The sequence below is a fragment of the Massilia sp. Masssp93 genome (genome assembly GCF_059491295.1).
The window spans coordinates 694,185-707,109 of record NZ_CP168502.1 but is presented as its reverse complement, the minus strand read 5'-3'; the positions used below and the strand labels follow the sequence as shown (position 1 = coordinate 707,109).

Here is a 12,925-nt window from a genome sequence, read left to right as displayed (position 1 = left end):
GCCAGGCAGTCGGACGCCAAAGCGTATTCACTGCAGCTTGACGAACGTCAGGTTAAACTCCTTACACTGTCGATGCTGCTGCACGCGGTTTGCGAAGCTGAATACGTCGTTAACATCAAAGCGCTGAAACACATCTAACCCGCGACTAAGTACGATCTTCCATCCAAGGTCAGTTGTGATATCTCGGTCATGCCTGGTGCCAGATGTGTCGTACGCCCAAGTGAACTGAATGCCGATGCCAGCACAGGCATCCGCCATTCGTTGGAAATTCTCGGTCTGGCGATCACCGTTAAACTCATCCTCGACAGTGACAACATGCACCGCTACCTCGTCTTCTAGCCTTGATAACTTGCTCACAGTCTCGAGCAGTTCCATCAAGTTACGCTGTTGGTGGAATATACGTAGATAGGGGTCGGTAACAATGATCCGCTTGGCTCCGACCAAATAAGGCCCAAACAACTTGTCGAAACTTACGCCACGCTGATTCTCTTGAAAAACCAGGTGCTGCTCCTTGAGCACAACATCGGGCTTCGGCGGTGAGCCCCTTGTGGCCGACATTTTTTCTTCTACCACTGGTGCGGGGTCGTCAGTCGGGACGCCTTGTGCCAGTGTCACCTCGGCCCCACCGATCTCCACCCGGCGATGGTACGCATTCGGATATTCGTCTTCCTCCAGAGTGGTAACTAAGCGCTCGGTCCCCTGAGAGTTGAAGTACGCGAATCGCACTGCCGGATAGGTCTGATCGATCCGAAGGAGCTGATCCTTCACTCGCTTACGCCCCTCAATAGCTACCCGCAGGATATCTTCAATTTCTGCGTCGCTGGCTTCTCCGTGAGGGAAGAGGATTTTCATCAGGCCTGAAAATGTCTTATTGATGCCGTCACGGTCTCGGGTAGAAATATCATCCGACAGACGGAACCGGGCCTTGTATCGATCGGAGAAATCATGGTTACGCAGCGAACGCAGGATCTCGGCGACGTAGTCCACCACGAAGCCGTAGCCACTAGAGAACATTTCGCCGCGGATCACATCGACCTCCCAGCCAGGGATGTAACCATGGATACGATCGAGGAAAGCGGAATCGTGAAACTTATCTGGCAACGGGTCGAAGAGATCAGAGTGCTTGAGCATATAGGGGACTGTGTGGTCAGTATTGCCGACGAATACCATGCTAGCCTCTGCGCCTAGCGTCTCAACCCCGCGCGAGAACGACTTATTCGCCATGTAGTTCTTCATGATGTCTACCAGCGCCTTATCCACGCGCTTCTGCTTGCCGGCGAACTCATCGAAAGCCACTACGTCCCAGTAACCGACAAGACCCAGCTTGCCGGTTCCATTGTGGACAAACAGCTTTGGAACTGTTACCTCACCACCAGAAATCAGGATGCCGTGCGGTGAAAATTCTGAATAGATGTGTGACTTGCCGGTACCCTTTGGCCCCAATTCGATCAGATTGTAGTTTCGCTCGCAGAAAGGAATCAGCCGCACCAGCTGGCTAAGCTTATTGCGCTTGCCGAACATCTGCGGATTGAAGCCCACACTCTGGATCAGAAGATCGATCCACTCATCGGTGGAGAACTGCTTGCGCGCCTCCACGTAACCATCGAAGTCGAAGTAGGAGAGTTGGATCGGCTTGATCGAGGCCAGTATCCAGGGCGACGCGTTTTTATCCTCGGTGAACAAGTACTCGAGATCGGCTATACACCAGACGCCCCCCACCAGTAGCTTGGGGTGGGCTTTGACCGTAGCGGAATCGATGATTACTTTCTTAATGCCCAGATTGGCAAATTCGGCCTCGTATGCATCTGACTTGTCGTTCAAGGCTACGCTGATGCGGTCGATGACCTTATGTCGTCCTTTTTCCTTGATGGTCGAGCGTACCAGGCCCGCCTCGTTGCGGTGTACGTAGTGCTTGCGCAGGATCTCGCGCACTGTGTCGATACCGGCCTCTATGGTGGCCTCGTCATTCGTGGCGCAATACTGGCCTAATAAGTACTCCAACACATAGGTAGGCACGATGGCATTGCCTTTCACCATTTTGACCAGATCCTTGCGGACCACCAGCCCAGCAAAGTGCTGATTGATCTTGTCGTCCAATTGGCTCATCGGTCGTACCTCGTCCTATTCCTTAAAAGTCGAACTCGCTGGTGAACGAACGGCGAATGGTGTAACGCACGGCCTGGTAGCGCGTGTAGTGTGACGTCCCGTCCACGGGCTCCTCCAGTCGCAGCTCGATCTGCTGATTGTTGTAAGCGTCGGCCTTGCGGCTCAGGATAAAGCGAACCGCCACCTCCCGCTCACGTGGGTTGCTAGACGTCATGTCAAAGCTCAAGTCCTGCACATCGGAAATCGCCTCACCCGCTAGCGTGTACAGGCCGGCGCGCAAACGTCGTGGCTGGCGCTTATCCGTAACAGGCTCGGTTTGGTAGAGCACCACTGCTAGTTGCCCGGTTGTGATGGTTTTGCCACCACCGCCAATCAGTTCCACGTCGACCTTGCCTACATCGCTCTGGCGCTTCTTGTTGATACTGATCACCGGGATCACCACCTCCTGCAAGGTGGCCCCGCCATGTACAAACCGACTGCCCGAGCCCTTCGAGCGCAAGCGATTGATCGATTTCGGGATCTGCAGCTGTAGGTTGCCTGCCAGGCCTAATTGGTCGGGCTGAAAAGTCTTGAAGCTGCTGCTCTCGCGCAGACCACGGCCCAGCACAAAACGCCGGTTAGTGTAGAGAATCTCGTCGCCGCTGGGTTCTGTGCTGAGAAAGTCACTGTCCTGCAATGGTTGGTGTTGGTAAATGAAACCGTGGTCCGCGGTCACCACAATATTGCTCGCATTCGCATTTGCCAGCTTTTTGATCACCCGCAGCAACTCATCCAGGGTCTCTTCTGCCGCGCCAAAGACACGCTCTTCAGTGTCCCGCGTATCCCCTGTCTTGTCGATCAAGTTGTGATAGACGTACACCACCTCATGGTCGCGCACTAAGGCCCGCGAATCCTCTTTTCCCATGGCCAGCACATCTTTCGCGAGCACCGTGGTGGACGCGGGCACGGTCTTAGCCAAGATGCGAGCGCGGTTGGTGGTGCCCATGGCGCTAATTCCATCGGCCATGACCTCGCCGCTGTCGTTCTCCAAGATCTGGAGAGTCTTGTGGGGTAGCAGCGAGGCCATACCCAGCTGGGTGTAGCTGGGCAGGCAGGACAGTGCAGGAACCAACTCCGCATCAAAGCGGTCTTCGCGCCGAATCAGGCTCTGCAACTCCTCCCCCACCTCGTAGCGGAAAGCATCGGAGATCAATACGCACACCTTGCCTTTGCGCTCCAGATAAGGCTGCACAAAGCGATCAAAGAAGTTCGCCTGGCTCACCACGGGGGCGGCTTCCCATTGTTGGCAAGCGTCCACGAAGCGTTGCCAGCGCACATTCAGTTGTGACAGATAGCTGTTGGTGTAGAGGTTCTCCATCTGCTGGCTCAGTGCCTGTAGCAGCGACGCTTGGCCCGACTCGCGTGCATGGTGGATGAACTTACGGTAACGCTGGTCCAGACGGAACCACGTCTGCGTATACTTGTGAATGCCATCAGGCAGGGAGTCCATATCCAGCTGCGTCAGTTCCAGCGCCTGCATAAACTGCGCCGCATGCTCAATGGCTAGGTACACGTGCTGGTAGCGATCAAACCAGTGCCCTTGCCGGCGCTGGCGTACCCATTGCTCCACCTCTTGCGCACTGACCGTACGCGATGTCACCTCGCGTACCAGCTCGCTCAGGATCTTGCGGTCGATGGCTTCAAAATCATCCACCGACATCAGCATCCGGTATTCCAAGCCCTGCAGCTTGTCCTCGATCTGCAAGATGTCTGCACACTGGGCGGACAACACCTCGAAGGCCTGCGCGTGTGCGCGGCTGTCTTTCCAGCGCCGGATGAACACCTTCGCGTCGGATGTCATGCGAGGCTTGAACTCGACATCCACCTCAGTGAGAAAGCAGCTCTTGAACAGCTCGATCACAAAATCCTGAAGCCCAGGTTGCTCGCTGACGTAGCCGTAGGCGCGCTTCATCAACTCCCAGAAATGCTCGTTCAGGCCGCTGCGCTCCATCAGCTTACTGCGCGTATCGACGCCGCTAGCAAGTTCGGCCAGAAGGGCTTCCAGCATCGCGTCAAGGCGCGGCTCACAGCCCACACAAACGGCGAGCATCTTCTGACGCAAGGCGTTGTCGCTGTCGCCCGGCTCCAGCAGCTCTTTTAGCCTTTCACGCCGCTTAGCGGCCTCAAAGAAAGCCGCGTGGGCTTCCAACAAGGGGTAGGCCCCGGGACCCAGTTCTAGCTCCGCCAGCCACAATGCCACTTGATCAGTGCGGAAGGAGCTGCCACTGGCCAATTGCACATCCAGCAACCAGTTCTCCAAGTAGGCGGGTTCGGGACCATCGCGAAACAGCAAGAACTTTTGTTCAGGTTGCTCGCGCAGAACGCGGTACTTCACGCCAAACTCATTGTTGGCCAGCTCGATCTTTTTCACCCCAGGTAAATCCAGCGCCTCGAAGTCGGCCCGAAACTCGCGGCGGGTGTCATACCAGAACACGATGCGCTGCTTGTCAAATAGATTGCTCAGCGCCTGCTGGATCTTTGCGTTACTCATCTCAGGTCAATCCTCGTCCTTAGCGTCTAGCCCCGGAATCTTCTTCAGCGCCAAGCCGAACTTCGAATAGTTCACCTTCACCCCATCATCCAGGTCGATGGCTTTTTGCTCGGTGGCCAGCGGGTAGAGCACATCGCGCTCGTAGTCCTCAAGCTCGGCCAGCACCTTGGCCAAGCGGTCCGCCTCTTTCAGTGCCCGTGTCTTGTCGCCCTGAGTGGTGGCAGGGTTGATGCTCACAGAAGCCTGGCGCTCCTTTTCGGTGACGAGCTTTTCGCGGTAGTCGCGCAGGTACTTCAGCACCACGCTCACCATATCCGGGCGGTAGCGGTGCATGTAGATCAGCGCATTGAAGCTGCCCTTGGGGCTGCTGAACAGCCAGTAGATGGGGCGCTTTTTGTAACGCTTCACATGGTCGGCATAGAACTCGCTCAGGAAGTAATCACGAAGGCTGTAATTGCGCTTGCCCTTGACGTTGAGCGCCTGCTCGATGAAGACCAAGTTGTCTTCGTAATGCGCATCACCAAACGCTACGCGCAGGAACTGGCGGAAGCGCAAGGTAATGTCGTCCGGGAACCAGTCGCCATCCAGCAACGGGACCACGTTATCGTCATCGACCGGGAACTTGGGTTGCGGCACCTCGGCTAGATAGTCGGCTAGCGTCTCGCCCTGGTTGGCCAGAATCAGTCCCGGCTTGTCAAGGCTGTAGCGACCGAACATGCAGCCTACGGCGTAGCTCACCAACTCGCGCATGGTATCGGCTAGCAACAGGGCTTCCAGCTCTTCCTCGGTCTTATCGTCACCGTAGCGATAGTGCGGGTTGCAGGTGAGCGTGATTTCGTTCAGCGGTACCTCGGGCTTCAGCTCGTCCTGCAGACCGTAAGCGTCGATAAAGACTCGGTTGTTTTTTTCCTCCAAGCGCTGCATTTCCAGTGTCATTTCGCGCCAGTGAGCCCGAAGCTTTTGGTAACTGGCCTTAAGTGTGGGCTGGCGATAATCACCCAGTAGAAGCGGGTGTTCGCTAAATCCCCAAGAATTCTCAAAGAAATCCCAGTCGTTTTTACTCAACCTTACAGGGACACTAGGTTCGGCCCGCAATTCCATGTACGGCAATTTTGCAATTTGGCCTACTTCAAATCCTATTGTTGGCGAAATAGTCTTTAGGAGGAAAAAGGCGACTTTCGAGTTCAGATAGGCGCCGACACTTGAAAGGTCGCCATCTTCAGAATAAATAGCAGGCCCCTTATGCCCTAGGACAAAGCCCTCATCACAAAACCTAAATGCACTACTTGCGCTTGATATAAGAGTCCAAGTTAATGCCTTTTTGAAATAGAGTTCCCGATTGATGACTCGACCATTCGACTTCACCCTTGCTCCAGGTGTATTGTCAATGTAAGAGCACACGTCTTCGCCATCATTACGAAAATTGACTAAATGCTGATTATTTCCGTACCACTTCCTGAATTCTCCGCCCTTAAGAAAGGGAAACCACTTTTTGCTGCTCAGCTTAGCATCGCTACGGCTCTTTGCAGCAAAATTAGTTTTGCATGAACTCACCTCGTGCCAGAGCCTGAGGAAAATTTCATCGTTCGTGGTAGCCATTCCTTGTCGGGGCTTAAAGATGCCACCAATTGATTGCTGCCCTTGGAATAATTCCCCGACTCTATTCGAGGCAAAATAAGCCACTGGAGTACCCGGAAGCTTTTTGAAATCCGCTGCCGAGGCCCGAAAGAAATACTTCTCTATATCCTGATCACGGCCACTCTTCTCGTTACCACTCATTCATTCTCTCCCGCCGGCAATACCTTGCGGCCAAAATCAATTTCAAATCCATCCGGCACCGGCTTGAACGGCATGCCCGGGGAGCGGTGGCTGCTCTGGAACTGCCGCAGCATCCGCACGTCGATCTCTCCGACCACGCAGTAGTCGGTGATACCTCCCTTGACCCGCAACAGGTCGCGCTGCCAGCTTTCCTTAAACGGGGCGCGGATGCGACTGTCGCCGTACTGACGGTCATTGCACTGGATGATGTAGGCGTGCACATCCAGCGCGGCCGACTCCACGAGGGCATTGAAGGTTTCGGTGTCCTGGTTCCATTCGGGCACAAATAGCGCATCTACCTTGCCGCGCAGGGCTGCGCGGTAACCTATGTTGGTCAGTTCGCTGCAGATCAGCAGGGCAAAGCGCAGGTCGCCATGCTGCAGGATGGGCAAGGTCTTCCAGACCTTATCTGGCTTAAGCTCCAAGCCGGCCAGGCGCTGAAGTTCCTGCTCCTCGTGCAACGCCGGGCGCTGTTTGTCTTGCCGGTAGATCATCAGCGAGGGGAAGCCCAAGCCGTCGTGCGATAGCGCGGCCCATACCTGATTGCGCACCCGTGCCTTGCTGGCGTGCAGGTATTCGATGCCAGTGATCAGCGAAATGCCGCGCCCTTGCAGCTTGCGGGCGATGCGGATGAACCAGTGCGCCGGCAAAGCTAGCTCTGGCAGCACCAGATACCGGCTGTGCTGCGGCTGAGCAATCACACTATCGAGCAAGCGGCACAAGCGGCTGTATCGCTGGGCGTCCGGGTCAGGCATGCGCATGACCGAGGCCGTCCAGCTCGCCATCTGGGTTTTCCAGCTGGCGACGGCAATGGCGTAGCGGCGCTGCGGTTGGCCATCGGGGATCTGTAACACGCCGTGCTTGTCGAAACGGGGCGCCGCATCGCTCAGCTTGAAGCCACGTACGGCGAGCACGACGGCTTGCATGGCCTCGTGCGCCGCAGCGTCGTAAGCCGACTTGTTCAAGATGAACAGCTCCGGCAGATTATATGGGCGGGTAGCAAACAGCAGCCCGTGCGGCAAGCCCTCAAACCGGACCCAACCTACGAGCTGCAGGCACCCGTTGAGGACGGCTTCTGGCAACAAGTCGAGCGCTGTAGCGCAATGTGTGATGGTCTTTCTGGCTGGGATGCCACGCTGAGCCACCATTTCTTTGGGCAGCCCGAGAAAGCGGAAAGGCATGTGGGCCAAGTCGAAGGAGAACAGGCGGGCCTGCTGCGCTTGAAAGCCCTGCGGTGAGACATACCAGTTCAGCAGCGCATCAAGATCCAGCACAGGCACGTAGTCCGCCATGTGCGCTTGCCAAGTTGCCTTGCCTTGCTTCGACATCGTTGGCGGGAAAGCTGCGCTGATGCTTTCGCGTACCATGGTGTACATCTGCTTTTGCCAGACCCGCATCAGCTCCGAGGAAGGCGGCACGCTATCGGCCGGACAGGCTTTAATGCCCAGCGTGCAGTGCTCGGTCAGCTGGGCGCAGAGCTGCTCCAGCGCCCGCAGGATCTTGCGCAGGGCATCGAAGTCTTCGCATGCCGTTGCCAATCGAATAACCCGCGGCAGGTACACCGCCAGATCAAAAAACTGCGGAAGCACTAACACATGCTGGACGAAGGCCCGGAAGAAGGCTTGGCGGTGTGCTTGCCACGATTCTGTCGACAGGTCGCGCTCATAGGCTTCAAAGTCGCGCAGCTTGATGGCAAAGCCAGCGCGGCGCATAGTCAGTGCATCGGCTTTGCGCAGGTTGTCGGCGGCCTCGCCGTCACTTTGCGTGGCCGCGAGTAGGTCAGTGCCTACATGGCTGGCCGAGCGTGGCAAGCGGGGCATCGCGCGCCATTCGCTGGCACGCTCGTGGACCTGGTGGGCAATCGCGTCCACCAAGGTCTTGCCTGGCTCGCCGGTCAGCATGAATACCTTGTTCTTTGCGTTGGCAAAATAGATTTTGCTGTCGTTCAGATACGCAGGCCTAAAGCCGATCTGCTTGTGTTCTTCGCCCGGCACCCAGCCCAGCTTACCGCCCGATCGCGAGAACATCCACTCCCACAGTTCAGTGGTAGATCGAAAGTTGGCGCCGTTCTCCATGACCAGCAGGATGTCATCCACATAGCGGCCGTAGTACAGCGGTGCTAGCTGCTGCTCGACGATTCGATCCAATTCAGCCAGGGCGACATTCGCCACCACAGCTGAAGCCGGCAGCCCGACGGGCAGGCCCTTCTTCAAAGGCGTTTCCTTTGCCCAGGCCTGCAGCGCACAGATGAACAGGCGGTGCAGCTTGGCTTGAGAGCCAGATAACTCCAAGCCCAACACATCGACCACGAAGGCTGGGTCGAGCAGGAAGCCGGGATTCAGCTCGTGATAGAACGAACTGACATCCGCCGTGAGCGCCACGATCTTCTTGTTAGCGTCCAGCGCGGTGCGCATGGACTCGATGCCTTTGTCGCGCCAGTCGCGGAAGGGTTTAAGGTAGGGCTGAAAAGTGCCGAGCGAAAGTGCGTTTAATTTTCCGTCTTGCGTACGGCGCAGGCGGTTGCCGTAGGCGCCGGCAGTCAGTCTTGCATCGAACTGGTGACCGACCTCTAGCATCCACAGCGTGGACAGCACGTGGAAGTCCAGGCTGCACTGGGCCATCACCCGGAACTCGGCTTTGGGCTTCTGCGGGTTGTCGCCTTCGGCCAGCAGGCTACAGGCATGTGTCCACTCCTCGGCGGGCGAGGAAAAGATCAGGCCGTTGCCATTTTGCTCGCGGTATTGCTCCCAGCACGACATGTCCACCGACTTGGTGGCCAGCGTCCATCCTCCAAGGAACTCTGGCTGCGTGACCCAGGATTCGTCGTCGCCTTGAAGCTTTACCAGCAAGGCGCTGAGTTTGGCGTGGAGGCTCTCCTCGTAGTCTGCAATCGCGTCTAGCGATGCGTGAGAAGAGTAGTATAGGTCCACCTTGGCTTTGCGGTAGGCCAGGCCGAGGTCTTGGAGGGTAGTCATCCATTCCTCCCGGCACGGTTCTTCGCTGCTTCAGTCACGACGCGCGTGGCAGGCCATTTCGGAAAGCTCGCGTTCCACAGTTCGATGTTGAACACCTGGCAGTTTTCTGCCAGTTGACGCTTCCAGCGCGGCACAGACTTGCCCATCGGGGGTAGTTTCCTGGCAATCTCGTCTGAGAAGTTCGGCAGCAGTTCGCTGTCTTCTAGCGTGACGAGGCTAATGTAGTGAACAGGCTTGTGCAGGCATTCTTCTGCCCAGCGATACAGGAAGGTATCGATGAACTTGGCTGCAAAGGTGTCGCTCAGCGTCCCGTCTTGCAGTTCGCCATGAAACTTTGCCAGCCCCTCGGCCTGTGCTCTAGGATTGCCCGGGTCTTTCACCTCAACAAAGACAATCGCCTCCTCAAGCTCGACCACGAAATCGACACGATGCATTTGCCCGACGCCGTGGTAGCCTGGTTGGTCGGCCGTCATCTGGTCGAAAATAATTGCGTCGATCGCATCTGTAAAGTCGATTTCCAAGTCGCGCTCGCGCAGTTTCATTTTCCCAAGGCCCCCATCTTGCGAGCGACCTGTTCTTTAGTCAGCTCGTTGAAGGTGTCGGCAATGGCGTTCGGCTCAATGGCTCGGTAGTCGTCCATGCTGTCCCGGCGCACCTGACCGGAATCGGCATCACGTGAAAGCACGTGGAAGCGCACTTGATCGCCCTTGCCCTTGTCCATTAGCAGATCAAACCACTTGAGCAGTACGTAGTCGTGCGTCGCGAGAATGACTTGCTGCCCGTTGCGGGCGAGTTCCATCAGGGCCTGCACCAGATCCCTTATTAGCTTCGGATTGAGGTTAGATTCAGGCTCATCCCACAGCAGTGGGCCAGTGATTCCGGGGTTGAGGCTGCCGTTGCTAAGTAGGCGTTGCAGCACACCGATCTTGCGGAAGCCTTCGGCCGTCATTTCGCTGGACAGACGATGTTTGCTGCTGGGCACGAACTTCCATTCGGTGCTGTCCTGGTACATCTGCGCATGCAGGGCCTTGCTGCGCACGTCGGCATCCGTTTCTACATAGCGGCCCGGCTCGAAAACGAAACGTCCGCTCTCCAGCGTATATTGCCCACCGATCAAGTTGGTCAGGCGGGGCACAATGCTGGCAAAGCGTGGGTCGAGCTGGACTTTGGCATTTAGGTCGTGGCCCCCCTTTTTGACCAGCTGGTAGGCCAAATCCAGATAACCATCATCGAAGATGCGCATGATGGTGGATAGGTCGGGCTGTTCGGCCGTCAGGCCGCGCACCAAGGACAGCACCTCCTTGGTCGGGATGAAGATGGCAAGGGAAGCCTCGCCAATCGGATTGGTACTGATCTTGGCCGCCTCGGCGCTGCCGCTGAACTTAGCGGCGATGGACTGGCCAGATGCAAACGTAGCGCTCAACAGGGCCTCTCCCCGTGTGCCTGCACGGCGCAGCTCACCTACTTGCCCACTAAGTGGGAGGTAAAGCCGGCACAGCTTGCGCGTCAGTTGTTCACCCGCCTGCTCCCCACCCGCCTTCGACCCGCTCAGTGCCAGAATGGCCTTGAGCAGCTGGGTTTTGCCTGTGCCGTTCTCGCCGATGACGATGTTGATGCCCGGAGAGAACTCGATGGCCAACTCAGTGAAGGCGGTGAAATTCTTGAGCCGCAGGTTGGTGATCATGCAGCCCTGCCTTGAGCGATGGCCTTGGCCATCATCTCCATCTTTTCTGCTTCCGAATTGCCATCGACCAGGCGCAGGTATGCCCCCCGATACTCGGGTTTGTGAGTATTCTCCAGCACGAAAGCCGTGGTAGATACCACTTCGCCGCCAATGCTGTCGAATGCCCGCGCGCCTAGATGCGCCATCGAGACAATGGTGTGCTGATTCAGGATGCGGCTGCGCAGCTCCTCGAACGATGACAGGAACATCCAGCTCTGCATGGTGATCATGGCAACCGCACCACGTTTCACCAAGAGGTCCAGGTTGCGCTCAATAAACATTGCAAACAGGTCGGACTTGCTGTTGGGGTAGGTCTCTTTGGCCCAGGTGCTCAAGCGCCCATTCATTCCTTTACCACCCATGTAGGGCGGGTTGGCGACTACCACCGCATAGCGTGGGCTCAGGGCTTCAGCCATGTGCAGCACGCTCAGCACGCGCTGATGCGTCTCCGCCAAGAACAGGTTGCCGACCATATCCTTAGCTTTCAACGTCGCCAGCACATCTTCCACATTGCCCACCTTGGGCACGATCAGCGAACCGAAGTTGTCAGCCTCGCTAAACTGTTGCAGCGTCTCACGCAGGCCGTGGGTGAACAGGTCGCGACCAACATGGGCCATGTACTCGTCCAGCTCTTCATCGGTGAAGTTCACTTTCTCCAGTACGGTGATGTGGGGCTTTACGCGCTTGTTGAAGAAACGACGCTGACGGGCGCGGGCCTTCATGGTCAGCGCAAAAGCGGCCAACTCGCCGGCACGCTCGTCCAGCTCGATGCCGAAGAGGTTGTGGGTGAGGATCTTCTCCGGGATCTCGGCCGCGTCGTAGCCTTCTTCTTCGTAAATGGCGTACAGCAGGTCAAAGGCATAGGTGAGCATGTGGCCCGAGCCGCACGCAGGGTCGCAGACCTTAATGTCTTCCGGGCACTTGATCTTGAGGAAGTCGGTTTCCAGTTTTTCAGGTGGGATGTAGTAGGCCATCTGCTCGGCCAGCCGGGAATTTGGCCGATTGAGCATCCACAGGCGGCCCAGCGAATTGTCCACCAGATAGCGCACGATCCAGTGCGGCGTGAAGAGTTGGGTGGCAGCGGGGATGTTGTCCGGGGAAATTTTCTGGTTTTTCTTCAGCCCTTCAAAGACGGCATCTTTCTTCTCGGAGATGTAAAACTGGTACAGCCAGCCAATGACTTCCACATCTTGGCATGCATCCGACGTCATGGCCTCACGGGTGTACGCCAGGATGGAGTTACCCGAGAGCAGGTCGTCGGGCATCAGCAACTCAGTGAAATCGTCGATGTGCTCGAACAGAAAAGGCATAGCCTTATGCCAGGCGTTGCAGGCGGCCACGACCAGCAGGCGATAGGCCTCGCCCTGCGGGTCGTGGCTGGGACTTTTGCCAGCTAGCAGGTCGGCAATCTGCTGGCTCGTCTTGACCTGCACCATCTCTTCGTCAATATGGCCCATCTTGGCTTCCAGCAAGATCTCGGGCTGGAACTGACCTTCAGCGGGCGACACGATGCCGATGCGCGTATAGCGGTTCACATCCATGAAGCGCAGCGCGCAGAAGCGGTTGAACCAGATGTAAGCCACACGTTCGATGACCTGTTCCTTGCCATGGCTCTTGATGGCGTCTTCCAGCGTCTTGACCGCCGCCGCGCTCTCGCGACGCGCGGCACTGGCTTCAGACAACACCAGGGCCAGCTTTGCGCCGACTTGCTCGCCCAAGGTGCGTCGGGCGAACCGGGCGAATTTTTTGAGTTTGCTTATGTCCATGGCCAGC

The 12,925-nt window shown here is 56.9% G+C and carries 7 protein-coding genes; all 7 read right to left on the bottom strand.

Annotated elements, in window-relative coordinates; translation table 11 throughout:
• Positions 1–27: 27 nt before the first annotated feature.
• The 7 genes from brxL to pglX (ACEN9Q_RS03105) are packed head-to-tail and all read right to left on the bottom strand — an operon-like array spanning position 28 to position 12,918.
• A complete protein-coding gene (brxL, locus tag ACEN9Q_RS03135; protein WP_495627330.1) occupies positions 28–2,106 on the bottom strand; it encodes a BREX system Lon protease-like protein BrxL in 2,079 nt (692 codons plus the stop codon).
• Positions 2,107–2,128: 22 nt separating this feature from the next.
• Positions 2,129–4,636, bottom strand: coding sequence for a BREX-1 system phosphatase PglZ type A (pglZ, locus tag ACEN9Q_RS03130; protein WP_495627329.1), 2,508 nt, complete (start codon positions 4,634–4,636; stop codon positions 2,129–2,131).
• Positions 4,637–4,642: 6 nt separating this feature from the next.
• Positions 4,643–6,415, bottom strand: coding sequence for a BREX-1 system adenine-specific DNA-methyltransferase PglX (pglX, locus tag ACEN9Q_RS03125; protein WP_495627328.1), 1,773 nt, complete (start codon positions 6,413–6,415; stop codon positions 4,643–4,645).
• On the bottom strand, positions 6,412–9,429 hold the full coding sequence (locus ACEN9Q_RS03120; RefSeq protein ID WP_495627327.1) for a reverse transcriptase domain-containing protein: 3,018 nt from the start codon (positions 9,427–9,429) through the stop codon (positions 6,412–6,414). The genes pglX (ACEN9Q_RS03125) and ACEN9Q_RS03120 overlap by 4 nt, the downstream gene beginning before the upstream one ends.
• Positions 9,426–9,971, bottom strand: a complete 546-nt coding sequence (locus ACEN9Q_RS03115) for a hypothetical protein (RefSeq protein WP_495627326.1) — start codon at positions 9,969–9,971, stop codon at positions 9,426–9,428. The genes ACEN9Q_RS03120 and ACEN9Q_RS03115 overlap by 4 nt, the downstream gene beginning before the upstream one ends.
• Entirely contained in the window at positions 9,968–11,113 is a 1,146-nt protein-coding gene (locus tag ACEN9Q_RS03110) for an AAA family ATPase (RefSeq protein ID WP_495627325.1), read from the bottom strand. Before ACEN9Q_RS03110 ends, ACEN9Q_RS03115 begins: the two co-directional genes overlap by 4 nt.
• Positions 11,110–12,918 carry a BREX-1 system adenine-specific DNA-methyltransferase PglX gene (gene pglX / locus ACEN9Q_RS03105; protein WP_495627324.1) on the bottom strand — a complete coding sequence of 603 codons (1,809 nt, stop codon included), beginning with the start codon at positions 12,916–12,918 and terminating at the stop codon, positions 11,110–11,112. The genes ACEN9Q_RS03110 and pglX (ACEN9Q_RS03105) overlap by 4 nt, the downstream gene beginning before the upstream one ends.
• Between the last annotated feature and the right edge of the window lie 7 nt (positions 12,919–12,925).